This window comes from Streptomyces phaeofaciens (assembly GCF_014648915.1).
GTDB lineage: Bacteria > Actinomycetota > Actinomycetes > Streptomycetales > Streptomycetaceae > Streptomyces > Streptomyces phaeofaciens.
The window spans coordinates 1-25682 of record NZ_BMSA01000046.1 but is presented as its reverse complement, the minus strand read 5'-3'; the positions used below and the strand labels follow the sequence as shown (position 1 = coordinate 25682).

The following is a 25682-nucleotide window of genomic DNA, read 5'->3' as shown; positions in this document are numbered from 1 at the left end:
GCGATGAGTGAGACGCCACGACCGCCCGCCGCCCCGCCCCGCGCCCGCGCCGAGATCGACCTGGCCGCGCTGCGGGCCAACGTGCGGACCCTGCGCGCCAAGGCACCGGGCGCGGCGTTCATGGCCGTGGTCAAGGCCGACGGATACGGCCACGGCGCGTTCCCGTGCGCCCGCGCGGCCGTGGAGGCCGGCGCCACCTGGGTGGGCACCGCCACGCCCGAGGAGGCGCTCGCGCTGCGCGCCCGGGGCGGGCTGCCGGCGGACATCAGGATCATGTGCTGGCTGTGGACGCCGGGCGGGCCCTGGCGGGAGGCCGTCGAGGCCGGGATCGACGTGTCCCTCAGCGGGACGTGGGCGCTGCGGGAAGCCGTCGAGGGCGCCCGCGCCGCCGGCCGTCCCGCGCGCGTGCAGCTCAAGGCCGACACCGGACTCGGCCGGGGCGGCTGCCAGCCCGCCGACTGGCCCGAGCTGGTCGCCGGGGCGCTGCGGGCCGAGAGCGACGGACTCGTCCGGATCACCGGCCTGTGGTCGCACTTCGCCTGCGCCGACGAGCCCGGGCATCCGTCCGTCGCCGCCCAGCTCGCCCGCTTCCACGAGATGGTGGGCCACGCCGAGGCGCAGGGCGTACGGCCCGAGGTGCGGCACATCGCCAACTCCCCGGCCATGCTCACCCTCCCGGAGGCCCACTTCGACCTGGTCCGCCCCGGTGTCGCGATGTACGGCCTCTCGCCCAGCCCGGAGGTCGGCACCAGCGCCGACCTCGGCCTGCGCCCGGTGATGACCCTGACCACCCCGCTGGCCCTGGTGAAGCACGTCCCGGGCGGGCACGGCGTGAGCTACGGCCATCACTACGTCACCCCCGGGGACACCACCCTCGGCCTGGTCCCGCTGGGCTACGCCGACGGTGTCCCGCGCCACGCGTCCGGGACCGGGCCGGTCCTGGTCGGCGGCAAGTGGCGGACCGCCGCCGGGCGGATCGCCATGGACCAGTTCGTGGTCGACCTGGGCGGCGACGAGCCGCGGCCGGGCGACGAGGCGGTCCTCTTCGGCCCCGGCGACCGCGGCGAGCCCACGGCGGAGGACTGGGCGCAGGCGGCCGGAACCATCGGGTACGAAATCGTCACACGCATCGGCGCACGCGTTCCGCGCGTCTACGTGAACGAGTGACGAGACGGGTAACCCACACACAGCACTCCACGAGCAGGACCCGGCGGACCTAAGGAGCGGTACGTGAGCGAGAGCAGTGCGGAGGCAGTGGCGAGCGCCGCCTCGGCGGCCGTCGTCGCCGCCTCCGCCACGGGGGCGGCCGGGGGCTGGCGCCGGGCGACCGGTATCGCCGGTGCCGCGATAGGCGTGATCGCCGCGGGCGCCGCGGCCGGTGTCGCCGTGGAGCGGATGACCGTGGGGCGCGGCATGCGGGCCAAGGCCCGGCTCGCCCTCGACTCGGCGGGGCCCTACGGCGCCCTGCGCGGCACCCCCGGCAAGGCGTACGCCGACGACGGCACCGAGCTGTACTACGAGGTCGACGACGTCGAGCCGCAGGGCGGCCCGGCCACCCGGCGCCGGCGGCTCTTCGGCCGCAAGGCGCCGCTGCCCGTCACCGTCGTCTTCAGCCACGGCTACTGCCTCACCCAGGACTCCTGGCACTTCCAGCGTGCCGCGCTGCGCGGCGTCGTACGGACCGTGCACTGGGACCAGCGCAGTCATGGCCGCTCCGCGCGCGGGGCGGCCCAGCTCCAGGACGGTGTGCCGGTCAGCATCGACCAGCTGGGGCGCGATCTGAAGGCCGTGATCGACGCGGCAGCGCCCGAGGGGCCGATCGTGCTCGTCGGGCACTCCATGGGCGGGATGACGGTGATGGCGCTCGCCGCCCAGTTCCCGGAGCTGATCCGGGACCGGGTCGTCGCCACCGCTTTCGTCGGTACGTCGTCCGGGAGGCTCGGCGAGGTCAACTTCGGCCTGCCGGTCGCGGGCGTCAACGCGGTCCGGCGGGTGCTGCCGGGCGTGCTGAAGGCGCTCGGGCAGCAGGCCGCGCTGGTGGAGAAGGGGCGGCGGGTCACCGCCGATCTCTTCGCCGGGATCATCAAGCGGTACTCGTTCGCGTCCCGGGACGTGGACCCGGCGGTCGCGCGGTTCGCCGAGCGGATGATCGAGGGCACGCCGATCGACGTCGTCGCCGAGTTCTATCCGGCGTTCACGGACCACGACAAGACCGAGGCGCTCGCCCTCTTCACGGAGATGCCGGTGCTGGTGCTGGCCGGGATCGGCGACCTCGTCACGCCCAGCGAGCACAGCGAGGCCATCGCCGACCTGCTGCCGGACGCCGAGCTGGTGCTGGTCCCGGACGCCGGGCACCTGGTGATGCTGGAACACCCGGAAGTGGTCACCGACCGTCTCGCCGACCTGCTCACCCGCGCGGGTGCCGTGCCGGCAGGGGCTACCGTGGGTGGCTATGGAAGCACCAGCAGCACCGCGCAACCCGGCTGAGACCGAGCTGATCGTCAACTCTCCCGAACAGATGCGGGAGTTGGGCCGCCGCCTGGCCAAGGTGTTGCGCGCCGGCGACCTCGTGATGCTCAGCGGCGAGCTCGGCGCGGGCAAGACGACGCTGACCCGCGGGCTCGGCGAGGGGCTCGGGGTCCGGGGTGCCGTCACCTCGCCGACCTTCGTGATCGCCCGTGTCCACCCCTCCCTGGGGGACGGTCCGCCGCTCGTCCACGTCGACGCGTACCGCCTGGGCGGCGGGCTCGACGAGATGGAGGACCTGGACCTCGACGTGTCGCTGTCCGACTCGGTGATCGTCGTGGAGTGGGGCGAGGGGAAGGTCGAGGAGCTGACCGACGAGCGGCTTCAGGTCCGGATCCACCGGGCCGTCGGGGACACCACCGACGAGGTGCGGCACGTGACGGTCACCGGGCTCGGGGAGCGGTGGGCCGCGGCGGACCTGAGCGTGCTGGCGGCGTAGCCGGATTCGGGAACGTTTCCGACAGGACGTCGGCAAAATGTTGCGTTCGGCGTCTTGTGCGTGGTCACATGGTATCCAGTCCTTGGTTAGGTCTACCTAACTAGGTCCCGCCCCACCCCGAGGAGGCGCTCATGTCGGCCACCGAGCCCCAGGCCCCCCAGGCCTCGCAGGACCAGGCACGGCCGTTCGCGCTCGCCGGGGTGTCCATGAGAGATCTGCTGGCCTCGTGCGCGGCCGCGCGGGCCGTCTCGACGCCGCCGCGGGTGCCGGACCACGTGGAGCGGTCCGTCGGCCGTCCCAAGGCCGCTTGACGGCACCCTCCGGCACCACCGGCCGGACAGGGCGGCCACGGGTCCGACAGGGCGGCCACGGGGTCGGACAGGGCTGTACGGGGGGTCGTACGGGGGGTCGTACGGGGCCTAGCGGATCACGACGATCCGCTCCCCGATCGTCGCGAACAACCAGATCGCCTTGGCGTCCTCGCGGGACGCGCGCACGCCGCCCGTGCGCCGGCCGAGCGCGGGCTCCGGGGTGGAGTCGTCCACCGCCGCGCTGAAGCCGACGGTCACGCCCTTGGCGCTGGCGAAGCGGACGACGTGCTCGATCGGCGTGCCGTCCGTGCCGATGACCGCGTTCGACCGGGACGTGACGGCGTACACGCCCGGCAGGGGGTCGACGTTGCCGGGGGTCACCGTGAAGGTGCGCTCGACCTTGTCTCCCGCGAGGACCAGCCAGACCCGGTCGTCGTCCACCGAGTACACGACCCGCTCGCCGGTGCCGGAGCCGCCCGGCAGCGCCGCGGGGTGCTTCTTGTCGCGCGGCGCCTTGGTCGCCGTCGGGGACGCGGCGGCGGCCTGCGGCCTGCCGAGGCCGGCGGGCACGTGCGCGGACGCCTGGTAGGCGAGGAACCCGACCGTCGCGACGGCCGCCGCGGTGAGCCCGGCGACGACCGTCGCACTGCTGCCTGCCACCGTGACCACCCCATCGTGGAAATCGTCGTATGTCGTGCTTCCGCGGTGCTTCTGCGCTTTTCGGTCCCGCTCCGCGGTGACGTTAGCAGCCGTCGCGGCCCCGACCGGGACATCCGACACGGGCGCCGAGGAGCCGTAGGCTGTTGGCGTGCTCTTGCTCGCTCTGGATACCGCCACCCCCGCCGTCACCGTCGCCCTGCACGACGGCACGGACGTCATCGCCTCCTCGAGCCAGGTGGACGCGCGCCGGCACGGCGAGCTGCTGCTGCCGGCCGTCGACCGGCTGCTCGCCGGGGCGGGACGCGCGCTGGACGCCGTCACCGCGATCGTCGTCGGCACCGGCCCCGGCCCCTACACCGGGCTGCGCGTCGGACTGATGACCGCCGACACCTTCGGGCTCGCGCTCGGCGTGCCGGTGCACGGTCTGTGCACGCTCGACGGCCTCGCGTACGCGTCCGACCTCGACGGACCGTTCGTCGTGGCGACGGACGCCCGCCGCAAGGAGGTCTACTGGGCGCGTTACGACGACTCCCGCACCCGGGTCTTCGGCCCGGCCGTGGACCGGCCCGGAGACATCGCGGAGCAGGTCGCCGGGCTGCCGGCCGTCGGCGCGGGCGCGCTGCTGTACCCGGAGACGTTCCCGAACGCGCACGAGCCCGAGCACGTCTCCGCCGCCGCCCTCGCCTCGCTGGCCGCCGAGCGGCTCGCCCGGGGGGAGGAGCTGCCGGCGCCGCGCCCGCTGTATCTGCGCCGGCCGGACGCCCAGGTCCCCAAGAACTACAAGGTGGTCACCCCCAAGTGACCGAATCCGTCATTCCCGTGCTGCGTGAGATGCGCTGGTGGGACATCGAACCCGTGCTCGAACTGGAGAAGGACCTCTTCCCGGAGGACGCCTGGTCGCGCGGCATGTTCTGGTCCGACCTGGCGCACGCCCGCGGGGCGGAGGCGACCCGCCGGTACCTCGTGGCGACCGAGGGCGAGCGGATCGTCGGCTACGCGGGGCTCGCCGCCAACGCGGACATCGCCGACGTCCAGACCATCGCCGTCGCCCGCGGCCACTGGGGCACCGGCCTCGGCGGCCGGCTGCTGACCGAGCTGCTGCGGGCCGCGACCTCCTTCGAGTGCGCCGAAGTGATGCTGGAGTGCCGGGTCGACAACGTCCGCGCCCAGAAACTCTACGAACGCTACGGCTTCGAGCCGATCGGCTTCCGGCGCGGCTACTACCAGCCGGGGAACGTGGACGCGCTGGTGATGCGCCGCACCGACCCATCGACCTCAGTACAAGGAACCGAGACCCATGGCTGACGAACCCCTCGTCCTCGGCATCGAGACCTCCTGCGACGAGACCGGCGTCGGCATCGTCCGGGGCACCACCCTGCTGGCCGACGCCATCGCCTCCAGCGTCGACGAGCACGCCCGCTTCGGCGGGGTCGTCCCGGAGGTCGCCTCCCGCGCCCATCTGGAGGCGATGGTCCCGACCATCGACCGGGCGCTGAAGGAGGCGGGCGTCTCCGCCAAGGACCTCGACGGCATCGCGGTCACGGCGGGCCCCGGCCTCGCCGGCGCGCTGCTGGTCGGCGTCTCGGCGGCGAAGGCCTACGCCTACGCCCTCGGCAAGCCGCTCTACGGCGTCAACCACCTCGCCTCCCACATCTGCGTCGACCAGCTGGAGCACGGCCCGCTGCCGGAGCCGACGATGGCGCTGCTGGTGTCCGGCGGCCACTCCTCCCTGCTGCTGTCGTCCGACATCACCTCGGACGTCCGCCCGATGGGCTCGACCATCGACGACGCTGCCGGCGAGGCCTTCGACAAGATCGCGCGCGTGCTGAACCTGGGCTTCCCCGGCGGGCCGGTCATCGACCGCTACGCCCGTGAGGGCGACCCGAGGGCGATCGCCTTCCCGCGCGGCCTCACCGGCCCGCGCGACGCGGCGTACGACTTCTCCTTCTCCGGTCTGAAGACCGCCGTCGCCCGCTGGATCGAGGCGAAGCGGGCCGTGGGCGAGGAGGTCCCGGTGCGGGACGTGGCGGCCTCCTTCCAGGAGGCGGTCGTGGACGTCCTGACCCGCAAGGCCGTGCGGGCCTGCAAGGACGAGGGCGTCGACCACCTGATGATCGGCGGCGGCGTGGCCGCGAACTCCCGGCTGCGCGCCCTGGCCCTGGAGCGCTGCGAGGCCGCGGGCATCCGGCTGCGCGTCCCACGCCCCAAGCTGTGCACCGACAACGGCGCGATGGTGGCGGCCCTGGGCGCGGAGATGGTGTCGAGGAACCGGACGGCGTCGAGCTGGGACCTCTCGGCCGACTCCTCCCTCCCGGTGACGGACACCCATGTGCCCGGACACGGCCACGACCATGTGCACGAGGTCAGCAAGGAGAACCTCTACTCGTGACGGTCGCGCTGATGTGGGAGGCCCGGGCGGCCGCCGGGCGCGGCGAGGAGCTGCTGGCCTGGGCGCGGGCGCAGGAACTCGCACAGCGGCCCGTGCGCCGCGAGACCTTCCGCGCCCCCCAGGACCGGGTCCTGGTCATCACCTGGTGGGACGCGGCGTACGACGCCGACCTCCCCGAGCTGCCGGAGCCGGCCGGGGGGCTGGTGAGCCGGGCGGTGCACCGGTGGCGGTTCGAGTCGGTGCCGGACCTGTCCGACGGCGGACCCGCCGACTGACGGACGCGCCTGCCGCAGGGACCGACGGACCGACGGACACGTCTGCCGCGGCGACCGACGGACCGACGGCCGCGCCTGCCGCTACGGCTGTGGAGCCGACAGAGCCCAGACCGACGTCATCAGGGTCGTCCCGCACAGGGCGAAGCCGACCGTGGCGATCAGGGTGCCGCCGGTGAGGGCGAGGCCCGTGGCGGCGCCGAGGCCGACGCCGGCCGCGGCCGTCAGGGCGCCCTGCCGCCAGGGGTGCGTGGGCCGTACGACGGTGCCGGGCGGCAGGAGGAAGGCGTCCCGCAGGTCGGCGCGGACGGCCTCGTGACCGAGCGGCACACCGGCCGGCGGACGGCGGCGGAACCGGCCCAGGGGGACCAGCCGCGTTCCGTCGGGGAGGGTGACGACGGCCGGGCGGCGGGACCGGTTGCGCACGCTCACCGGGGTGCCGGCGGGGACGTCGTCCAGCGCCGGGTGCCACATGACCCGCTGCCAGTGCGTGGCGCAGTCCGGTGCCGTCAGCTCCAGCCAGGTCGTCGTCGGTCCGCGCCAGGCCGCCGCCCGGTGGCCGCCCCGGTGGACCCGGGCCGTCATCGGGCGGCCGGAGCGGCGGGCCGTGAGAAGGAAGCGCAGGCCGCGCCAGCCCCAGACCCCGACCATGGGGAGGGCGAAGGCGCCGGCCAGGAAGACCGGGGCGATCAGGTCGTCCTCGGCCGCGGTCTCGTCCGGGTCGGCGGGGAAGGCCTCCGTGCCGCCGGGGGCGTACAGCAGGGGGAAGTCGGCGCCCTGGGTGTAGCGGTCGGTGTCGTAGACGCCGAAGCGCTGGACGTGGGTGCGGCCCCGGTCGTCCGTCCAGCGCACCCGTATGTCGTCCTCGTCGCCGATGCCGTCCGCGACGACCACTCCGGTGGCCGTGGCCGTGGCGCGGTCGAGGGCGTCGTAGCGGCGTTCGAGGTGCAGGGTGAGCCAGCCGGCGAACAGGGCGAAGCCGGTGAGGGTGACCGCCACACCGAGGAGACCCACGCGCAGGGCCGGGCCGGGGCGCTTCATACGGCGGCCTCCTTCGGTCCGCTGGACGTCAGCAGCGCGCGCAGCGGGCCCGGGTCCCCGGTGTCCACGGCGGTGCCGGCCATCTCGTGCACATCGACGATCCGGCCGCCGTCGGGCGCGGTGAGCACCGTGTCGATCCAGCGGCCGGCGGGGGTCCAGCCGGCCGTGCGCAGTGCCCCGGCGAGGGTCCGGGCGACGGCGGAGGCGAGGACGGTGCGGGCCAGCGGGTTGCGCAGGGAGGCCGGGGCCCAGCGCAGGGACGGCTCCAGGCGGCGGGCGAGAGCGGTCCAGGTGCCGTCGGCGACCGCGTCCAGGGCGGCGGACACCGCCTCGGCGGGGGTGTCCCGGCCGGTGGCGCGGTGCAGCAGCAGGGAGCCGGTGTCGTCGCCGAGTTCCCGGAGCTGGTGGGGTGTCATCTCCAGGAGGCGGACCGGGCGCAGCTCCCCGTCGTCGAACTCCTCGTCCCCGTGGGTCAGCGCGCGGCGGCACCACCGCTCGATGCCGGCGGCCGTCCGCAGGGGGACCGGCGTGCTGCCGAACGGGGTCCCGGTGTGCTCCGGCAGGGCGGCCAGGCGCAGGTCGAGGGGCGGGTGGTCGGCCGCGGCGTACGGGTCGAGGGCGTCCTCCTCGGCGAAGGCGCGGGCGGCGCGGCGGGCCACGTGCGGGTCGTCCAGGGCGGCGTCGAGGGCGTCGTAGAAGTCCTCGGGGTGGCTGTCCTGTTCGGCCAGCGCGGCGAGCCAGGCCTCGCCGAGGCCCTCGAACACGGCGTGCAGCAGGACGGTTCGGTGCAGGGCCTCGGTGGTGGCCTCGGTGCCCGCGATCCGGACGGCGTCGGCGTCGGCCGCCGTCTCGGCCCGCCACAGGAGCGGCTGCGAGGCGCGCAGCAGGGGCCCGGCCAGGGGCGCGGTGGGGCGGAAGCGGCTGTCGAGACGGTCGGCGGCCTGGGCGCGGGCGAACCGCAGCAGGGTCGCGCGGCGGTCGCCCACATGACGCTCGTGCGCCAGTTCGTGGGCGATCACGGACGTCAGCTGGGCCTCGGTGAGCCGGCGCAGCAGGGGCAGGCCCAGCAGGAGGACATGGGCGCGGACCCCGGAGATCCGGGTGCGGCCCAGGGACGCCTGGACGCCCGGCACGATCCGGACGAGCAGCGGCTGGTCGAAGCCGAGCCGTCCGGCGATGTCCTGGACCAGCGCGGCCAGTTCCGGCTCGTCGTCGGGGCGCACGGCGCGGCCCGGCAGCGGACCGCGGCCGCCGAGGACCGACGACAGCCGGCCCGCGACCAGGGCGACGGGGGCCAGGGCCGCCCAGGCCGGGCCCCAGCGCAGACAGACGACGAGCAGTACCGCCGCGACGACGGCGGTGGGCAGCCAGGCGACCGCCAGCAGGGTGGTGCCCAGCAGCCATTCCCTGACTCTGTGGTGGTCGTCGGATCTCGGGGTGTCCATCGCGTTCCCGTCGCGTGCGTGCCTGGAATACCGGTGTGAACGTCGGCGGATTGTGACACAGAGGCACCCCGTGGCCCTACCTCAGTTCCGCCGCACCCGCACCTCGCAGTGGAGCCGCCGCTCCGCCCCCACCTCCCGCTCCGCCCCCGTCAGCCGGATCCGGGCCACCTCCCGCACCTGGGCGCTGGACGTCCCCAGCCGCAGCTCCAGCGCGCCCGGTTCGACCACCCGCCGGCCCGCGCGGTCGGTGAACGCCGACAGGTCGGCGTGGAAGCCGAAGGTGACCCGGGCGGACTCGCCGGCGGCCAGGTCGAGACGCCGGTAGCCGATCAGCCGGACGTCGGGTCGGGTCACGCTCGCCACCGGGTCGTGCAGATAGAGCTGGACGACCTCCGTGCCGTCCCGCTCCCCGGTGTTGCGGACGGTCACGGATACCTCGTACGAGCCGTCGGTGCCGATCTCCGTCTCCGGGGCGCCGGACGGGGAGTCCTGGGGGGCGCGGGCCCCCTCGTCGGGGCCCGCGACGAAGTCCTCCCACCCGAACTCCGTGTACGAGCGGCCGTGTCCGAACGGGTACAGCGGGGTCGGGTCCAGATTGCTGACCTCGCCCGCGAGGCCCAGCGGCGGCTGGAGATACGTCCAGGGCTGGCCGCCCGGCACGCGCGGCACGCTCACCGGGAGACGGCCCGAGGGGTTCACCCGGCCCGACAGCACTCCCGCGACCGCCGGACCGCCCTCCTCCCCGGGGAAGAACGCCTGGACGACGGCCCCGAGCCGGCCCTGCCAGCGGCCCAGCGCGTACGGCCGTCCGGTGAGGAGGACCAGGACCACGGGCACGCCCGTCGCGACCAGCGCGTCCAGCAGTTCGCCCTGGACGCCCGGCAGGCTCAGGTCGGCCACGTCGCAGCCCTCGCCGGAGGTGCCCCGCCCGAACAGGCCCGCCCGGTCGCCGAGGACGGCCACGCAGACGTCCGCCTCCGAGGCCCGCGCGATCGCCTCCGTGAAGCCGGACGGATCAGGGTCGGAGACGCCGCACCCTTGGGTGAACGTCACCTTGGCGTCCGGGAGTTCGGCCCGCAGCGAGTCGAGGAGCGTGGGGATCCCGATGCCCAGGTCCACCCCGGGGTGGTGGGTGAGGACATGGGACGGGAAGGAGTAGCAGCCCAGCATCGCCAGCGCGTCCGCCGCCCGCGGGCCGATCACCGCGATCCGGGTGTCGGGGGCGAGCGGGAGCAGGCCGTCCGGGTTGTCCAGCAGGACCACCGACTCCTCGGCGAGCCTGCGGGCCAGGGCGCGGTTCGCCGCCGAGTCGAGGTCGACGGTCTCCGGGCTCTCCGCTCGCCGGTCCTCGTCCAGCAGGCCCAGCTCGCACTTCTGGAGCAGGACGCGGCGGGCGGCACGGTCGATCAGCGCCTCCGGGATCTCGCCCGCCCGGACGGCGGCCACCAGCGCGTCGCCGTAGTACTTCACCGTCGGCAGCTCGACGTCGATGCCGGCCTCCAGCGCGAGGCGGGCCGCCTCGGCCGGGGTGCCGGCCACCCGGTGCAGGGTCTGGAGGAAGCCGATGCCGAAGTAGTCGGCGACGACCGTGCCGGTGAAGCCCCACTCCTCGCGCAGCAGCCGGGTCAGCAGTTCGGGGTCGGCGGAGGCGGGGACGCCGTCCCGTTCGGTGTAGGCGGCCATCACCGAGCGCGCCCCGCCCTCGCGCAGCGCCATCTCGAAGGGGGGCAGGGTGACGTCCGCGAACTCGCGCGTTCCCGCCCGGACCGGCGCCAGGTTGCGGGCGCCCGCCGAGGACGCGTACCCGGCGAAGTGCTTGAGAGTGGCCACGATCCCGGCCGACTCCAGCCCCCGCACGTAGGCGGTGCCGAGGGTGCCGACCAGGTACGGGTCCTCGCCGATCGTCTCCTCGACCCGTCCCCAGCGCGGGTCGCGGACCACGTCCAGGACGGGGGCCAGTCCCTGGTGCACGCCGACCGTGCGCAGGTCACGGCCGATGTGCCGGGCCATCTCCTCGACCAGCGGCGGGTCGAAGGCGGCACCCCAGGCCAGCGGGACCGGGTAGGCGGTGGCCCGCCAGGCGGTGAATCCGGCCAGGCACTCCTCGTGGGCGACGGCCGGGATGCCGAAGCGGCCCGCCTCGGCGATACGGCGCTGGGCGCGGGCCAGGGCGCGGGCGCCGAGCGCCGGGTCCACGGGGGCGGTGCCGAAGGAGCGGGTGAGCTGGCCCAGCCCCCGGGTGATCAGCTCGTCCCAGTCGTCGGCGGGGTCGGCGGTCATGTCGTGCTGGTGAGGGGCGACTCCGTCGCCGTCCGTCGCGGCGCCGACCCAGACGCCGTACAGCTGGGCGGTCTTCTCCTCCAGGGTCATCCGGGGGAGGAGATCGTCGACGCGGGCGGCGGCGGGCAGGGCGCGGTCACGCCAGGGGGCGGTGGTCATGAAACTCCTGTCCCGGGGGATCCTGTCCCGAAGGATTCGAATGTTTCGTAACTCACATCGAATGTTCCGGGAACCTATGGCGCCGTACGGGGTTCGTCAAGAGGCCGCGCGAGGATACGATCGCCGCCATGACACCCTCGGAGCCCGCTGAGACGCGGACGGAAGACCGGTCGGCAGCGCCTGCCGGCGGCCGGTCGGCAACGCGTGCGGACGGTCGGTCCGCACAGACCGCGACCCTCGCGGAGATCGCCCGCGAGGCCGGCGTCTCGGCGCCGACTGTTTCGAAGGTCCTCAACGGCCGTGCCGATGTCGCCCCCGCGACCCGCACCCGCGTCGAGGAACTGCTGCGCGCCCACGGCTACCGGCGCCGGCGCGCCGAGGCGACCCGCTCGCCGTTGATCGACCTGGTCTTCCACGAGTTGGAGAGCGCGTGGGCGATGGAGGTCATCCGAGGGGTGGAGAACGTGGCCCGGGACGCCGGGCTGAGCGTGGTGCTGAGCGAGAGCGCCGGGCGGCTCACCCCGGGGCGGACCTGGGCCGACCAGGTCGCCGCCCGCCGTCCGCACGGCGTCGTCCTCGTCCTGTCCGGGCTCGACGAGTCCCAGCGGGCGCTGCTGACCAGCCGGTCCATCCCGTTCGTGGTGATGGACCCGGCCGGCGACCCGGGCGCCGACGTGCCGTCGATCGGGGCGACCAACTGGCAGGGCGGGCTCGCGGCCACCCGGCATCTGGTCGAGCTGGGGCACCGGCGGATCGGGGCGATCAGCGGGCCGCCGCAGATGATGTGCAGCCGCGCGCGGATCGACGGCTACCGGGCCGCGCTGGAGACGGCCGGGCTGCCGGTCGACCCCGGGATGATCATGACCGGCGACTTCCACCACGAGACCGGCTACCGGCTGGGCCGTGAGCTGCTCGACCGCCCGGACCGGCCGACCGCCGTCTTCGCCGGCAACGACCTCCAGGCGCTCGGCTGCTACGAGGCCGCCCGCGAGCTGGGGCTGCGCATCCCGGAGGACGTGAGCGTGGTCGGCTTCGACGACCTTCCGGTGGCCCGCTGGGTGGGCCCGCCGCTGACGACCGTACGGCAGCCGCTGACGGAGATGGCCGAGGCGGCGGCCCGACTGGTGCTGGAGCTGGGACGGTCCTCGTCCGAGGAGACCCCGACGGCCACCCGGGTGGAACTGGCGACCAGTCTGGTGGTGCGGGCGAGCACGGGAGCACCGCCGGTTCCCCAGGGAGGCGCGGGTGGCTGGAAGTTGACGTATTGACGGGTGTGGCCGGTGCCTCCACACTCCTCCGAAGTCAATCGGTTGCACGACCGAAACTTTCGGAGGCGCCCGCCATGAGATCCTCCAGTTCATCGTTCCGTGCACGCATCGCCGCCGCCCTGCTCGCCTCGGCGGCCACCGTCGGCGCCCTGCTCACCGCCGCCGCCCCCGCCGCGCATGCCGCCGACACCCCGCTGCGCGACCTCGGCGCGGCCAAGGGCAAGGTCATCGGTACCGCGGTCACCGGCTCCAAGCTCACCGGGACCTACGGCGACATCGCGGGGACGCAGTTCGGCTCGCTCACCCCCGGCAACGCCATGAAGTGGGGCTCGGTCGAGCCGACGCAAGGCACCTTCAACTGGGCGGAGGCCGACCAGATCGTGGCCTTCGCCCAGGCCCACAACCAGCAGGTGCGCGGCCACACCCTGGTCTGGCACAGCCAGAACCCCGGCTGGCTCACCAACGGCAGCTGGACGTCCGCCCAGTTGAGCACCCTGCTCCAGAACCACATCGACACCGAGGTCGGCCGCTACAAAGGGAGGATCGCGGCCTGGGACGTCGTCAACGAGCCCTTCAACGAGGACGGCACCTACCGCTCGACCCTCTGGTACAACGGCCTCGGCGCCGACTACATCGCCACCGCCCTGACCCGGGCGCGGGCCGCCGACCCTGCCGCCAAGCTGTACATCAACGACTACAACGTCGAGGGCGTCAACGCCAAGAGCACCGCCCTGTACAACCTGGTCAAGTCGCTGAAGGAGCGCGGCGTCCCGATCGACGGCGTCGGGCTTCAGGCCCACCTGATCCTCGGGCAGGTGCCGTCCACCCTCCAGCAGAACATCCAGCGCTTCGCCGACCTCGGCGTCGACGTGGCGATCACCGAGCTGGACATCCGGATGACGCTGCCCTCGGACAGCACCAAGCTCGCCCAGCAGAAGGCCGACTACAAGGCGGTCACCGCCGCCTGCGTGGCGGTCGCGCGCTGCGTCAACTTCACCGTCTGGGGCTTCACCGACTCCGACTCCTGGGTGGAGAGCACCTTCCCGGGGCAGGGCGCGGCGACCCCGTACGACGCGAACTACGCGCCGAAACCGGCGTACTACGGCATCTCCGAGGCGCTCGGGGGGACCACGACCCCGCCGCCGACCGGGGCGTGCACGGCGGCGTACAGCGTCGGGAGCCAGTGGAACACCGGGTTCACCGGGAACGTGACGATCTCCTGCTCGGGCGCCTCGCTCTCGTCCTGGCGGGTGAGCTGGACGTACGGGGCGGGGCAGCAGATCACCCAGGCCTGGAACGCCACCTGCACCCAGTCGGGGGCGGCGGTGTCGTGCCAGAACGCGTCGTACAACGGGACCGTGCCGGACGGGGGTTCGGTGAGCTTCGGGTTCAACGCGAGCTGGAGCGGCAGCAATCCCGTGCCGACCGTGACACTGGGCTGAGAATCGTGAGATTTTCACAAGAAATACCGCTCGCTGTCCCCGTCCTAACAGTCCGCTAATAAACCGGACCTACGTTCCTCACCGTGACGCGACACGAGGAGCACGGCGAAGACGGCAGAAGAGTGGGCCGGCGGTCGAGAGCGCTGAAGGCCGCCGGCCTCACCCTGGCAGCCGCCCTGGTGCTGGGCACGGGGACGGCGGGCTGGGCCTACTGGCACCTCAACGACAACATCACCAGCGTCGACATCGACAGCGCGCTCGGCGACAACCGCCCCGCGCGGGCCGTCACCACCCCGACGCCCTCCGGCTCGGCGTCCGCCTCCCCGCTGCCCACCGAGGCCGTCAACATCCTGGTCCTGGGCTCCGACTCGCGCAGCGGCGAGGAGAACCAGGAACTCGGCGGCGGCGACAGCGGCGGCGCCCGCTCCGACACGGCGATGGTCGTGCACATCGACGCCGGGCGCACCGGAGCCACCGTGGTCAGCATCCCGCGCGACACCCTCGTCACCCGCCCGTCCTGCCCGCTCTCCTCGGGCGGCTCCACCGCCCTGGCCCACGGCGCGATGTTCAACACCGCGTACGCGGTCGGCGGGCCGGTCTGCGCGGTCAAGACGGTCGAGTCGATCACGAACGTCCGCATGGACCACTACATCGAGGTCGACTTCTCGGGCTTCGCGAAGCTGGTGAACGCGCTCGGCGGGGTCACCGTCACCACGGACGAGGACATCGACGACGACGACAGCCATCTGCACCTCGCGGCGGGCACCCACCACCTGAACGGCAAGCGGGCCCTCGCCCTCGCCCGCACCCGGCACGGCATAGGCGACGGCAGCGACCTCGGCCGGATCGGCCTCCAGCAGAAACTGGTCAAGGCACTGCTCGAACAGATCGCCTCGACGGACCTGCTGACCAGCCCCACCAAGCTCTACGCGGTCGCCGACGCGGCCACCGGCAGCCTCACCACCGACACCGGCCTGAACTCCCTCGCCGAGCTGACCCGACTCGCCGAGAGCCTGAAGGGCCTGGCCGCCGAGAACGTCAGCACGGTCACCCTGCCGGTCGTCACGGCCCCCTCCGACCCCAACCGTGTGGTGGCGGACGAGCCGGAGGCGAGCGATCTGTGGAAGTCACTGACGTGACATAGCCGCTCACCTGCGAAAACGCCCGCCGGAAAATTTCCTCGGAAAAATCCGGCGACGGTGTCGATCCGGCGGTCTCCCGATCGACGCAGGGGTGAGCGGCCGGGAAGGACCCGGCCCGCCGGACCCGAGGAGCCACCATGCCCCGCTATCTCTCCCTCGTGAAGATCGACGAGGCCTCCGCCCCCGCCGAGGGCCCCAGCCCCGCGCTGATGCAGCGGATGGGCGAGCTGATCGAGGAGGTCACCAAGGCGGGCGTCATGCTCGACACCGCCGGGCTGACGCCGTCCGCGCAGGGCACCAGCGTGCACTGGGAGGGCGGCAGGATCTCCGTGACCGACGGACCCTTCACCGAGTCCAAGGAGGTCGTCGGCGGCTACGCGATCATGCAGTGCAAGGACATGGCCGAAGCCCTGGAGTGGACCAAGCGCTTCCTGAAGGTGCACGAGGAGTTCTGGACGGTGACCTGCGAGGTGCGGGAGATCGCCGAGGGCTGAGCGCGCGGTCCGGGGCGCCGGCGGGTTTCCGCCGACGCCACCGTGGCCGGGGGTGTTCGATGGGGGCTGTGGAACAGCAGCCCGCCATCGCCCCCCGCACCGCGGCCGACGCCCGCACCGCCATCGAGACCGTCTTCCGCCTGGAGTTCCCCCGGGTCGTCGCCACCGTCACCCGGATCGTCCGGGACATCGGCATCGCGGAGGAACTGGCGCAGGACGCGCTGGTCGCCGCGCTGGAGCAGTGGCCGCGCGACGGCGTGCCGGACCACCCGGGCGCCTGGCTCACCACCACCGCCCGCCGCCGCGCCGTCGACCTGGTCCGCCGCCGGGAGAACTACACCCGCAAGCTCCAGGAGATCGGCCGGGACCTCACCGACGTACCGCCGCCGGAGGAGCCCGCCGCCCCGGACGACATCGACGACGACCTCCTGCGGCTCGTCTTCACCACCTGCCACCCGGTGCTCTCCGCCGAGGCCCGCACCGCCCTCACCCTGCGGCTGCTCGGCGGCCTGACGACCCCCGAGATCGCCCGCGCGTTCCTGGTCCCCGAACCCACGGTCGCCCAGCGCATCGTCCGCGCCAAGCGCACCCTCGCCACGCGGAACATCGCCTTCGAGGTGCCGTACGGACCCGGCCGCGAGGCCCGGCTCGGCTCGGTCCTCGACGTCATCTACCTGATCTTCAACGAGGGGTACGCGGCCACCGCCGGCGACGACCTGCTGCGCCCGGCGCTGTGCGAGGACGCCCTGCGGCTGGCCCGGCAGCTCGCCGCGCTGATGCCCAAGGAGCCCGAGGTGCACGGCCTGGTCTCCCTGCTGGAGTTCCAGGCCTCCCGGACGGCCGCCCGCACCGCCCCGGACGGCACCCCGGTCCTGCTCAGGGACCAGAACCGCCGTCGCTGGAACCGCATGCTCATCGCCCGCGGCATCACCGCCCTCGACCGGGCCGGCGCCACCGCCGTCGGCGCCCCGGGCCCGTACGCCCTCCAGGCCGCCATCGCCGCCTGCCACGCGCACGCGTACACGTACGCCGGGACCGACTGGGCGAGCATCGCCACCCTGTACGGCCTGCTGGCCGTACGAGCCCCGTCCCCGGTCGTCGAGCTCAACCGCGCGGTCGCCGTCTCCATGACCGACGGCCCGGGCCCCGCCCTGGAGATCGTCGACACCCTGGCCGCCGAGCCCGCCCTGAGCGACTACCACCTGCTGCCCAGCGTCCGGGGCGACCTGCTGCTGCGCCTCGGGCGTACGGCGGAGGCGCGGGCCGAGTTCGAACGGGCGGCGTCGCTGACGCGCAACGAGCGGGAACGGGAGCTGCTGCTGGCGCGGGCCACCGCCTGCCGTTCGTAACTCCGTTCCTACCGGCCCGGGTTGACCACTAAAGTGTTCGAGCCGTTGTGAAACGGCTGTGACGTGTGATCCCTGGGGGGACGACAACTTGAGAATGTTCACGCGCCGCCGTGCCGCGGCGCTCGCCACCGCGGCGGCGCTCGCCGCCGTGGGCACCCTGGCGACCGCGCCGGGTGCCGCCGCCGACGACGCGGGCCCCTGGCCCGGCACCGAGGGACGGATCCTCAACGACGGCGGCCTGCTGATCGACCCCGCCACCAGCGCGGGCACCTCCATCCCCAACGTCGACAACTACGCCGCCTGGGCCCCGGACGGCAGCCGGGTGATCTCCTCCTGGAGCCAGATCTCCAGCGTGCGCCCCAACGGCACCGGCAGGATCACCCTGCCGTGGGCGCAGGACGTGCGCTCCAGCGCCCCGTACGAGGACCTGGCCTTCTGGTGGGGAGGCCGCTACGTCGTCTTCGCCACCGGCGGCCAGATCGTCCACGGCCCCTCCGACGGCGCGTGGGCGCCCCGCCCGCTGCTGACGGCGGCCCAGGAACCGTCCACCGTCTGCGACAGCGAGCCGACCGTGAACGTGAACGGCCTGCTCGCCTTCGAACGCCGCACCGCCAACTGCACCGGCACGCCCGGCGTATGGGTCTTCGACGGCACCGCGCAGACCGTCAAGCGCGTCCTGACCGACGCCGAGCAGCCCGCCTTCTCCCCGGACGGCACCAAGCTGGCGTTCGTCCGCAAGGACATCGACGGCACCCCGCAGGTCTTCCTCGCGAAGGCCGACGGCACCGAGGTCAAGCAGCTCACCACCGGCCCGGACCGGTACGCCAACCCGTCCTGGTCGCCCACCGGCAAGCGCATCGTCCTCGACGCCCACACCTCGCCGAACAGCAACGACGTACACACCATCAAGTACGTCGATGCGGCCACCGGCGAGCCGACCCCCGTCACGGACGCCTCGCGCAGCAGCTCCGTCAACAACCCCAGCTGGCAGCCGCTGCGCAAGAACGGCGTCGGCCGGGTCTGGGGCTCGGACGCCTACGCGACCAACATCGCCGCCTCCCGCTGGACCTGGAACACGATCGGCGAGAGCGTCCCCGGCCTGATGAACGCCAAGTCCGCGGTGCTCGTCAACCAGGACGACGCGGCGTACTCCGTCACCGCGCCCGCCCTGGCCGGCAAGAAGCAGGGCCCGGTGCTGCTGACCCCGAAGTCGGGGCTGTCGTCGGCGGTGAAGAAGGAGCTGAAGCGGTCGCTGAAGCCGGGGAAGACCGTGTACCTCGTCGGCGGCACGTCCGTCCTGAGCGGTACCGTCGCCACCCAGCTGACGTCCCTCGGCTACGTCCCGAAGCGGCTGTCCGGCGCCGACCGCTACGCGACCTCGGTCGCCGTCGCGAAGGCCGTCACCACCGCCCCGAAGTACGTCTTCCTCGCCGGCGGCACCGAGTACCGCGCGGCCCTGTCCGCGGCCTCCGCGGCGAGCGCCGAGGGCAGCGGCAGCGCGGGCGGCGTGGTCCTCACCAACGGCAACAAGCTGACCGCGTCGGTGAAGTCGTACCTCAACAGTCTGAACCCCGCCAAGACCATGGTCATCCCCGTCGGTTCGGCGGCGAAGTACGCGCTCACCCACACGAGCTTCTCCCGGTGGCCGTCGACGTACTACTACTACCCGATCTCGGGCAGCACGGACGCGGCGATCTCGGTCAACATCGCCAAGTTCTGGTGGAGCGCGCCCGGCCAGACCTCGCTCGCCTTCACCGGCCAGTGGCGGGACGGGGTGTCCGCGGCCGCCGCGATGAACGTCTTCGGACCACTGCTGTGGACCGGCCGCTCGGCCCTGTCCACCGAGGTCAAGAGCTATCTGCTGCGCGAGTCCGCGAGCACCGGCTTCACCGCCGCCTTCGGCAACACCGGCGCCGTCACCACCGAGGCGGTGAACACCGTGGGTGCCTCGATCAGCGCGGGCAGCAGCTGGTTCGACTACCGCCCGTACTACAACGGCGTCATCCCGGCGGCCACGAGCGCGACGACGTTCGCGCTGCGCACCAACGACGGCCAGGAGGCCACGCTGGAGCGCTCGGGGCCGGCCGGCGCCGACCCCACCATGGACCGCCTCAAGACGGTCCACCGGCAGTAGCCGCCGGGGCGGCGGGGGACCCGAGGAGCATCGTCGGGGCCCCCGCCACCCGGGTCAGGAACACGGTCACCGCGTGCGGCCCGTGCGGCTTGGGGAGCACCTTCCTGCGCAGCTCCTCCGGTTCCACCGCCGAGCCGCGCTTCTTCACCGTCAGGATGCCGACCTGCCGTTCCCTCAGCAGGGCCTTCAGCCTCTTCACGCTGAAGTGGAGCCGGTCGGTGATCTCGTAGGCGGTGGCGTACGGGGTGGGGCGGAGGGTGTCCGCGGTGATGTAGGCGATGGTCTCGTCGATCAGCCCGCCGTCGAGGTGCCGGGCGACCTCGGCCACCAGATGGGCCCGGATGACGGCGCCGTCGGGCTCGTACAGGTAGCGGCCGACGGGGCGGACGTCCGGGTCGGGCAGGCCGGTGCCGAGCAGCGTGCGCGGCCCCGGCAGCAGGGTCGCCCGGACGGCCCCCGGCGCGGTGCCGAACCACAGCACGGCCTCCTTCACGTCCCCGCCGTCGGAGATCCACTCGGCCTCGGCGTCCGCGGGGATCGCCTCGTGCGGCACGCCGGGCGCGATCTTCAGGGCGGCGCGGGGAGCGGCGAGAGCGGCGCCGATCGCCCAGGACAGGGGCGGTGAGTAGGCCTCGGGATCGAAGATCCGGCCGCGTCCGCCCCGCCGGCCCGGGTCCACGAACACGGCGTCGTACCCGCCGGTGTCCACCTCCGTGACGTCCGCCTCCCGTACCTCGACGAGGCCGGCCAGCCCGAGCGCGTCGGCGTTCGCCCGTGCCGCCGCCGCGGTCAGCGGGTCGCGGTCGACGGCGAGCACCCGGATCCCGGCGCGGGCGAGCGCGATCGCGTCACCGCCGATCCCGCAGCACAGGTCGGCGACGGAGGTGATGCCCAGCGCCTTCATCCGCTGCGCCCGGTAGGCCGCGACGCTCGCGCGGGTCGACTGCTCGACGCCGTTCGGCGTGAAGAACATCCGCCGGGCGTCCTCGGCACCGAACTTCGCCTCCGCCCGCTGCCGCAGCCGGGCCTGTCCGAGGGCGGCGGACACCAGGTCGGCGGGGTGGTCGCGGCGGAGCCGGGTGGCGACGGCGAGTTCGTCGGCGGGTGCGGTGCCGTGCACGGCGTCGAGGAGGGCGCGGCCCTCGGGGGTGAGGAGCGGGGCGAGGTCGTTCACCGGGTCATTGTGGGCCAGTCGGTGGACGGTGTGCCTCCGGTGGCGGTGTCGGGCCGGGTTTGCCGGGGGTGACTGCGAGGATCCGGCGCCATGGGACCTGTCGTACAAAATGACAAGAATGGTGCGTCTGGGGGGACGGGGAGCGGTGTGCCGGAGGCTGGGCGCCGTGCCCGTGCCCAGGCATCCGGAACGGCCCAGGCCGGCGCGCGCACCGCACGTGCCGCGCGCCGGCGCGCCGGGATCCGTGGCGGCATCGCGATGCTGGCCCTGACCGCGATCGGGTCGGGCTGCGTCCAGGGCGGCGCGGACGGCGGCGCCGATCCGGCCCCCGGCCGGCGGTCCGGCGCCGCGGCACCCCCCGCCGAGACCCCGCTCTCCTACGCCGACCGGCTCCACGCCGAACGCACGGCCAAGGTCGCCGCCGCCAGACGCTGGGGCCTGAAGAAGGTCCCGCTCACCCCGCCGGCGCCGCCCGCGAGCAAGCCGCCCATCAGCACCCGCGAGGGCTTCGAGGTCGACGGCCACGAGGAACTCGGCCTGCCGCCGGTCTTCACCACGGTCCCGACCCGGCAGAAGGTCGTCTTCCTCACCATCGACGACGGCGCCGAGAAGGACCCCGACTTCCTGCGGATGATGAGCGAACTGAAGGTCCCGTACACGGCGTTCCTCAGCGACTACGTCATCAACGACGACTACGCCTACTTCAGGAAGATGCGCGACCGGGGCGTGGTCCTGAACAACCACACGCTCCACCACCCCTATCTGCCCGGCCTGTCCTACCGACGGCAGAGGCACGAGATCTGCGGCATGCAGCAGGTGATCCGCGAGCAGTACGGCAAACGGCCCACCCTCTTCCGGCCGCCGTTCGGCAACTACAACCGCGACACGCTCATCGCCGCGAAGTCCTGCGGGGTGAAGTACGCGCCACTCTGGGCGGAGGAGGTCTTCGTCGACCACTGGGAGTACCGCGAGTGGGACCGGGACCTCCACCCCGGCGACATCGTCCTGAGCCACTTCCGCGGCCGGGGCGACTGGAAGGGCACCATGCCCGACATGGTCCGCCGGTTCCTGAACAAGGTCACGGACAAGGGGTACGCGGTGGCACGCCTGGAGGACTACCTGTGAGGACGCGGGGGCTGGTGGCCGTCACGCTGGCGCTGGCGGTCGCGGCACTGAGCGGCTGCGCCCAGTCGGTCGACCCGATCGAACGGCTGGGCAAGAAGGCCGCCGAGCGGGTCCACCCGAGCGAAGCCCGCCCCGACGGCCGGCAGTCGTACCGCCGGTGGGGCCTGACGGCACCGCTCGCCCCCGCACCCGCCCGGCCGGACCGGCCCGCCCGCCCCCTGTCGGGCAGCCCCGCCTCCGGGAACTCCGGCGCCGCGGGACTCCCGCCGGTCGTCGACCGCGTCGCCACCCGCGACCCGGTCGTCTTCCTCACCTACGACGACGGCGCCGAACGCGACCCCCGCTTCGTCGACATGGTCCGCGAACTGCGCCTCCCGGTGAGCATGTTCCTCACGGACAGCGTGGTCGGCCCCGGCTACGGGCACTTCGCCCGGCTGCAGTCCGTCGGCGCGAGCCTGCAGAACCACACCCTCGACCACGCGGCCCTGCGCGGCCTGCCGTACGCCGGACAGCGCGCCGAGATCTGCGGCCAGCAGGAGAAGCTCCACGCCCGCTTCGGCCTGCGCCCCCGCTTCTTCCGTCCGCCCTACGGCACGTACGACACCACCACCCTGCGCGCCGCCGCCGACTGCGGCATCACGGCGCTCGTCCTGTGGCGCGCCTCGATGGGCCCCGCCGACCTCGCCTACACCCACGGCACCCACCGCCTGCGCCCCGGCGACATCATCGCCGTGGACCCGGACGAGATGCTCGGCCCGACCCTGCGGGAACGCACGACACGACTGCTGCGCCGGGTGCAGGACCAGGGCCTGAGGGTGGGACGGCTGGAGGACTACCTGTAGGCCTACCGGTAGGCCCCGCCCCCAGGGCCACGAAAGAGAACGGCGCGGCCGGCACCCGCGCGGTCCCGGAGGGCGACCGCACCGGCACAGGGTGCCGAAATCGGGCCGACGCGCCGCGGGGATTGGCACTCCGCTTGACCGAGTGCTAATCGCGGTCATAGTCTCGCTTCTGGCACTCACCCCTGGAGAGTGCCAATAGCGACGGGCAGGTCCGGCACCCGCGACGACGGATCCACCTGGTCGCCACCTCAGACAGTTAGCCCCGTGAGATCTCCGAAGGGGGAGGTCGGATCGTGACGACCACCAGCTCCAAGGTTGCCATCAAGCCGCTCGAGGACCGCATTGTGGTCCAGCCGCTCGACGCCGAGCAGACCACCGCCTCTGGCCTGGTCATCCCGGACACCGCGAAGGAGAAGCCCCAGGAGGGCGCCGTCCTCGCCGTGGGCCCGGGTCGCTTCGAGAACGGCGAGCGCCTGCCGCTCGACGTCAAGGTCGGCGACGTCGTTCTGTACAGCAAGTACGGCGGCACCGAGGTGAAGTACAACGGCGAGGAGTACCTCGTCCTCTCGGCTCGCGACGTGCTCGCGATCATCGAGAAGTAATTCACCCAGTTTTGCAGTGAACTGCGCTCCTGGCCCCCGCGACTTAGTGAAGCCGGGCGCTGGGGGCGCAGTTCGTTTCTCCCACATTTTCCGAGAGGGCTGAACCGCTCCCATGGCGAAGATCCTGAAGTTCGACGAGGACGCCCGTCGCGCCCTCGAGCGCGGCGTCAACAAGCTTGCCGACACGGTCAAGGTGACGATCGGCCCCAAGGGCCGCAACGTCGTCATCGACAAGAAGTTCGGCGCCCCCACCATCACCAACGACGGTGTCACGATCGCCCGCGAGGTCGAGCTCGAGGACCCGTACGAGAACCTCGGCGCCCAGCTGGTGAAGGAGGTGGCGACCAAGACCAACGACATCGCGGGTGACGGTACGACCACCGCCACCGTGCTCGCCCAGGCGCTGGTGCGCGAGGGTCTGAAGAACGTTGCCGCGGGTGCCTCCCCGGCCGCCCTGAAGAAGGGCATCGACGCCGCCGTCAAGGCCATCTCCGACGATCTGCTGGCGACCGCCCGCCCGATCGACGAGAAGTCCGACATCGCCGCCGTCGCCGCGCTGTCCGCCCAGGACAGCCAGGTCGGCGAGCTCATCGCCGAGGCGATGGACAAGGTCGGCAAGGACGGTGTCATCACCGTCGAGGAGTCCAACACCTTCGGCCTGGAGCTGGACTTCACCGAGGGCATGGCCTTCGACAAGGGCTACCTGTCGCCGTACTTCGTGACGGACCAGGAGCGCATGGAGGCCGTCCTCGAGGACCCCTACATCCTCATCAACCAGGGCAAGATCTCCTCGATCTCCGACCTGCTGCCGCTGCTCGAGAAGGTCATCCAGACCAACTCCTCGAAGCCGCTGCTGATCATCGCCGAGGACCTGGAGGGCGAGGCGCTCTCCACCCTCGTCGTCAACAAGATCCGCGGCACGTTCAACGCGGTCGCCGTCAAGGCCCCCGGCTTCGGTGACCGTCGCAAGGCGATGCTCCAGGACCTGGCCGTCCTCACCGGCGCCACCGTCATCTCCGAGGAGGTCGGCCTCAAGCTCGACCAGGTCGGCATCGACGTGCTGGGCTCCGCCCGCCGCGTCACCGTCACCAAGGACGACACCACGGTCGTCGACGGTGCCGGCGACTCCTCCGAGGTCACGGGCCGCGTCGCGCAGATCAAGGCCGAGATCGAGAACACGGACTCCGACTGGGACCGCGAGAAGCTCCAGGAGCGCCTCGCGAAGCTGGCCGGCGGCGTGTGCGTGATCAAGGTCGGCGCCGCCACCGAGGTGGAGCTGAAGGAGAAGAAGCACCGTCTGGAGGACGCCATCTCCGCGACCCGCGCCGCGGTCGAGGAGGGCATCGTCTCCGGTGGTGGCTCCGCTCTGGTCCACGCCGCGAAGGTCCTGGAGGGCGGCCTCGGCAAGACGGGCGACGAGGCGACCGGTGTGGCCGTCGTCCGCCGCGCCGTCGTCGAGCCGCTGCGCTGGATCGCCGAGAACGCCGGCCTGGAGGGCTACGTCATCACCTCCAAGGTCGCCGATCTGGAGAAGGGCCAGGGCTTCAACGCCGCCACCGGCGAGTACGGCGACCTGGTGAAGGCCGGCGTCATCGACCCGGTCAAGGTCACCCGCTCCGCCCTGGAGAACGCCGCCTCCATCGCCTCCCTCCTCCTCACGACCGAGACCCTGGTCGTCGAGAAGAAGGAAGAGGAAGAGCCGGCCGCCGCGGGTCACGGCCACGGCCACTCCCACTGAGCACACGGCATCACCGAGACCCGGCACCCCGGTGGGTGCCGGGTCTCGGCGTACACAGGGGGAGTACCTTGCCGCGCGAAGCGACCGGTCCCGCCCACGAGTTGGGCAGCCTCCTCGGCGCCCTCGCCCACGAACACCGTGTCCACGTCCGCTCCGGCCTCCTCCCGAGCGACACCTCGGCCCGGCCCCTCACCAGGAGGATCGCCGAGGAAGTGCACGCCCTGGTCCTCGGTCTGTACGAGGACTACTGGCACCGGTACACGTACGGCGCCGGTCCGGTCCCCGTCGCTCGGATCGAGTGGTCGCTGCACCCGAAGGACCCGGCCGAGGCCGTCGCGCTGATGGCGCGGTTCGCGGCCGCGGATCTGCTGTTCCCCGAGTACGCCCTCATGGACCGGGCCGACGCCGAACGGATCGCCGGACGGGTGGTCGGACTGCTAGGTCGTGACCGCAAAGTGGCGTCGTCTGCCCGGAGGGCAGGGCTCGCGGCGTCCGGTGCGTGCGATCGCAAGGCGGAGGGTCGCCCGCGTACTGGGTGTACGCGGGTGATCCCGACAACGCGGCGAGCGTGCGTGCCGGGCGTCGCGAGCCAGACGGGACTTTGCGGACACGGCCTAGGGCCCGGGGCGCGCTGGTGGTCGAACACCGACGACGTCAGTTCGGAGGGGCTTGTCGGCTGCACGCTCGACGGGCTCGTCGTGGGCACGGACGGCGAGCGTTTCGCCGCGCTGATCCAGGTGGCCGACGACTGACCCGGCACCGGCCGCGCCGCGCACGAGGAAGCCCCCGCTCCATGAGGCGCATTCCAGGGGTCGTCGCAACACAGTGATCAACTGGCTGTGGCCAGGAG

At 73.0% G+C, this 25682-nt stretch carries 24 protein-coding genes; 19 read left to right on the top strand and 5 right to left on the bottom strand.

Features of this window, described 5'->3' with window-relative positions; all coding sequences use genetic code 11:
• Positions 1-3 precede the first annotated feature (3 nt).
• The 4 genes from alr to IE275_RS42325 all read left to right on the top strand — a co-directional run bounded on the left by alr (position 4) and on the right by IE275_RS42325 (position 3276).
• Positions 4-1167 carry an alanine racemase gene (gene alr / locus IE275_RS42340; protein ID WP_189718032.1) on the top strand — a complete coding sequence of 388 codons (1164 nt, stop codon included), beginning with the start codon at positions 4-6 and terminating at the stop codon, positions 1165-1167.
• Between the two features lie 63 nt (positions 1168-1230).
• Positions 1231-2487, top strand: coding sequence for an alpha/beta fold hydrolase (locus tag IE275_RS42335; protein WP_189718031.1), 1257 nt, complete (start codon positions 1231-1233; stop codon positions 2485-2487).
• Positions 2453-2965: a tRNA (adenosine(37)-N6)-threonylcarbamoyltransferase complex ATPase subunit type 1 TsaE gene (gene tsaE / locus IE275_RS42330; protein WP_189718030.1), complete on the top strand. Its 513-nt coding sequence runs from the start codon at positions 2453-2455 to the stop codon at positions 2963-2965. Before IE275_RS42335 ends, tsaE begins: the two co-directional genes overlap by 35 nt.
• 131 nt (positions 2966-3096) lie before the next feature.
• Positions 3097-3276, top strand: coding sequence for a hypothetical protein (locus IE275_RS42325; protein ID WP_189718029.1), 180 nt, complete (start codon positions 3097-3099; stop codon positions 3274-3276).
• 108 nt (positions 3277-3384) lie between these two features.
• On the opposite strand, the gene IE275_RS42320 is transcribed toward IE275_RS42325, so the two are convergent.
• Positions 3385-3936, bottom strand: a complete 552-nt coding sequence (locus tag IE275_RS42320) for a hypothetical protein (protein WP_189718028.1) — start codon at positions 3934-3936, stop codon at positions 3385-3387.
• A 148-nt stretch (positions 3937-4084) separates the two neighbouring features.
• Here IE275_RS42320 and tsaB point away from each other — a divergent pair, with 148 nt between their 5' ends.
• Genes tsaB through IE275_RS42300 form a run of 4 tightly spaced genes read left to right on the top strand, consistent with a single transcriptional unit; the run spans position 4085 to position 6600 of the window.
• A complete protein-coding gene (tsaB, locus tag IE275_RS42315; protein WP_189718027.1) occupies positions 4085-4738 on the top strand; it encodes a tRNA (adenosine(37)-N6)-threonylcarbamoyltransferase complex dimerization subunit type 1 TsaB in 654 nt (217 codons plus the stop codon).
• A gap of 29 nt (positions 4739-4767) precedes the next feature.
• Entirely contained in the window at positions 4768-5241 is a 474-nt protein-coding gene (gene rimI, locus IE275_RS42310) for a ribosomal protein S18-alanine N-acetyltransferase (protein ID WP_373299387.1), read from the top strand.
• The gene (gene tsaD, locus IE275_RS42305) at positions 5234-6325 is read left to right on the top strand and encodes a tRNA (adenosine(37)-N6)-threonylcarbamoyltransferase complex transferase subunit TsaD (protein ID WP_189718025.1); all 1092 of its coding nucleotides are present in this window, start codon (positions 5234-5236) and stop codon (positions 6323-6325) included. Before rimI ends, tsaD begins: the two co-directional genes overlap by 8 nt.
• Positions 6322-6600, top strand: a complete 279-nt coding sequence (locus tag IE275_RS42300) for a hypothetical protein (RefSeq protein ID WP_189718024.1) — start codon at positions 6322-6324, stop codon at positions 6598-6600. Before tsaD ends, IE275_RS42300 begins: the two co-directional genes overlap by 4 nt.
• A gap of 81 nt (positions 6601-6681) precedes the next feature.
• Here IE275_RS42300 and IE275_RS42295 read toward each other — a convergent pair whose 3' ends face one another.
• From IE275_RS42295 to IE275_RS42285, 3 genes are all read right to left on the bottom strand, one after another.
• Entirely contained in the window at positions 6682-7638 is a 957-nt protein-coding gene (locus tag IE275_RS42295; protein WP_189718023.1) for a hypothetical protein, read from the bottom strand.
• On the bottom strand, positions 7635-9083 hold the full coding sequence (locus IE275_RS42290) for a M48 family metalloprotease (RefSeq protein ID WP_189718022.1): 1449 nt from the start codon (positions 9081-9083) through the stop codon (positions 7635-7637). The genes IE275_RS42295 and IE275_RS42290 overlap by 4 nt, the downstream gene beginning before the upstream one ends.
• A gap of 81 nt (positions 9084-9164) precedes the next feature.
• The gene (locus IE275_RS42285) at positions 9165-11522 is read right to left on the bottom strand and encodes a beta-xylosidase/alpha-l-arabinosidase (RefSeq protein ID WP_189718021.1); all 2358 of its coding nucleotides are present in this window, start codon (positions 11520-11522) and stop codon (positions 9165-9167) included.
• Between the two features lie 128 nt (positions 11523-11650).
• Here IE275_RS42285 and IE275_RS42280 point away from each other — a divergent pair, with 128 nt between their 5' ends.
• The 6 genes from IE275_RS42280 to IE275_RS42255 all read left to right on the top strand — a co-directional run bounded on the left by IE275_RS42280 (position 11651) and on the right by IE275_RS42255 (position 19351).
• A complete protein-coding gene (locus tag IE275_RS42280; RefSeq protein ID WP_189718020.1) occupies positions 11651-12790 on the top strand; it encodes a LacI family DNA-binding transcriptional regulator in 1140 nt (379 codons plus the stop codon).
• 74 nt (positions 12791-12864) lie between these two features.
• Positions 12865-14232 carry a glycoside hydrolase family 10 protein gene (locus tag IE275_RS42275; protein WP_189718019.1) on the top strand — a complete coding sequence of 456 codons (1368 nt, stop codon included), beginning with the start codon at positions 12865-12867 and terminating at the stop codon, positions 14230-14232.
• Between the two features lie 83 nt (positions 14233-14315).
• Positions 14316-15371: an LCP family protein gene (locus IE275_RS42270; protein ID WP_189718018.1), complete on the top strand. Its 1056-nt coding sequence runs from the start codon at positions 14316-14318 to the stop codon at positions 15369-15371.
• A 140-nt stretch (positions 15372-15511) separates the two neighbouring features.
• Positions 15512-15868 (top strand): YciI family protein, encoded by a 357-nt coding sequence (locus tag IE275_RS42265; RefSeq protein ID WP_189718017.1) that lies wholly within the window; start codon positions 15512-15514, stop codon positions 15866-15868.
• A 59-nt stretch (positions 15869-15927) separates the two neighbouring features.
• Positions 15928-17217, top strand: coding sequence for an RNA polymerase sigma factor (locus tag IE275_RS42260; RefSeq protein ID WP_189718016.1), 1290 nt, complete (start codon positions 15928-15930; stop codon positions 17215-17217).
• 94 nt (positions 17218-17311) lie between these two features.
• Positions 17312-19351 carry a cell wall-binding repeat-containing protein gene (locus IE275_RS42255; RefSeq protein ID WP_189718049.1) on the top strand — a complete coding sequence of 680 codons (2040 nt, stop codon included), beginning with the start codon at positions 17312-17314 and terminating at the stop codon, positions 19349-19351.
• On the opposite strand, the gene IE275_RS42250 is transcribed toward IE275_RS42255, so the two are convergent.
• On the bottom strand, positions 19329-20525 hold the full coding sequence (locus tag IE275_RS42250) for a THUMP-like domain-containing protein (RefSeq protein WP_229871218.1): 1197 nt from the start codon (positions 20523-20525) through the stop codon (positions 19329-19331). The two genes, IE275_RS42255 and IE275_RS42250, sit on opposite strands and share 23 nt — an antisense overlap.
• Before the next feature lie 258 nt (positions 20526-20783).
• On the opposite strand from IE275_RS42250, the gene IE275_RS42245 reads away from it, so the two are divergent.
• The 5 genes from IE275_RS42245 to IE275_RS42225 all read left to right on the top strand — a co-directional run bounded on the left by IE275_RS42245 (position 20784) and on the right by IE275_RS42225 (position 25584).
• Complete coding sequence (locus tag IE275_RS42245) at positions 20784-21650, top strand: polysaccharide deacetylase family protein (protein ID WP_229871226.1); 867 nt, start codon at positions 20784-20786, stop codon at positions 21648-21650.
• Positions 21647-22492 carry a polysaccharide deacetylase family protein gene (locus tag IE275_RS42240; RefSeq protein WP_189718013.1) on the top strand — a complete coding sequence of 282 codons (846 nt, stop codon included), beginning with the start codon at positions 21647-21649 and terminating at the stop codon, positions 22490-22492. The genes IE275_RS42245 and IE275_RS42240 overlap by 4 nt, the downstream gene beginning before the upstream one ends.
• Before the next feature lie 293 nt (positions 22493-22785).
• Complete coding sequence (gene groES, locus IE275_RS42235) at positions 22786-23094, top strand: co-chaperone GroES (RefSeq protein ID WP_020132158.1); 309 nt, start codon at positions 22786-22788, stop codon at positions 23092-23094.
• Positions 23095-23206: 112 nt separating this feature from the next.
• On the top strand, positions 23207-24832 hold the full coding sequence (groL, locus tag IE275_RS42230; RefSeq protein WP_189718012.1) for a chaperonin GroEL: 1626 nt from the start codon (positions 23207-23209) through the stop codon (positions 24830-24832).
• A gap of 68 nt (positions 24833-24900) precedes the next feature.
• Complete coding sequence (locus IE275_RS42225; RefSeq protein ID WP_189718011.1) at positions 24901-25584, top strand: hypothetical protein; 684 nt, start codon at positions 24901-24903, stop codon at positions 25582-25584.
• Positions 25585-25682: the final 98 nt, after the last annotated feature.

What these genes read in the sequence shown, in the direction of transcription:
- IE275_RS42285 (WP_189718021.1), bottom strand. Translation starts at nt 11,522, where the DNA reads ATGACCACCGCCCCCTGGCGTGACCGCGCCCTGCCCGCCGCCGCCCGC.
- tsaD (WP_189718025.1), top strand. Translation starts at nt 5,234, where the DNA reads ATGGCTGACGAACCCCTCGTCCTCGGCATCGAGACCTCCTGCGACGAG.
- IE275_RS42260 (WP_189718016.1), top strand. Translation starts at nt 15,928, where the DNA reads ATGGGGGCTGTGGAACAGCAGCCCGCCATCGCCCCCCGCACCGCGGCC.
- alr (WP_189718032.1), top strand. Translation starts at nt 4, where the DNA reads ATGAGTGAGACGCCACGACCGCCCGCCGCCCCGCCCCGCGCCCGCGCC.
- IE275_RS42325 (WP_189718029.1), top strand. Translation starts at nt 3,097, where the DNA reads ATGTCGGCCACCGAGCCCCAGGCCCCCCAGGCCTCGCAGGACCAGGCA.
- groL (WP_189718012.1), top strand. Translation starts at nt 23,207, where the DNA reads ATGGCGAAGATCCTGAAGTTCGACGAGGACGCCCGTCGCGCCCTCGAG.
- IE275_RS42280 (WP_189718020.1), top strand. Translation starts at nt 11,651, where the DNA reads ATGACACCCTCGGAGCCCGCTGAGACGCGGACGGAAGACCGGTCGGCA.
- rimI (WP_373299387.1), top strand. Translation starts at nt 4,768, where the DNA reads ATGCGCTGGTGGGACATCGAACCCGTGCTCGAACTGGAGAAGGACCTC.
- IE275_RS42255 (WP_189718049.1), top strand. Translation starts at nt 17,312, where the DNA reads ATGTTCACGCGCCGCCGTGCCGCGGCGCTCGCCACCGCGGCGGCGCTC.
- IE275_RS42290 (WP_189718022.1), bottom strand. Translation starts at nt 9,083, where the DNA reads ATGGACACCCCGAGATCCGACGACCACCACAGAGTCAGGGAATGGCTG.
- IE275_RS42275 (WP_189718019.1), top strand. Translation starts at nt 12,865, where the DNA reads ATGAGATCCTCCAGTTCATCGTTCCGTGCACGCATCGCCGCCGCCCTG.
- IE275_RS42265 (WP_189718017.1), top strand. Translation starts at nt 15,512, where the DNA reads ATGCCCCGCTATCTCTCCCTCGTGAAGATCGACGAGGCCTCCGCCCCC.
- tsaE (WP_189718030.1), top strand. Translation starts at nt 2,453, where the DNA reads ATGGAAGCACCAGCAGCACCGCGCAACCCGGCTGAGACCGAGCTGATC.
- IE275_RS42295 (WP_189718023.1), bottom strand. Translation starts at nt 7,638, where the DNA reads ATGAAGCGCCCCGGCCCGGCCCTGCGCGTGGGTCTCCTCGGTGTGGCG.
- IE275_RS42245 (WP_229871226.1), top strand. Translation starts at nt 20,784, where the DNA reads ATGCTGGCCCTGACCGCGATCGGGTCGGGCTGCGTCCAGGGCGGCGCG.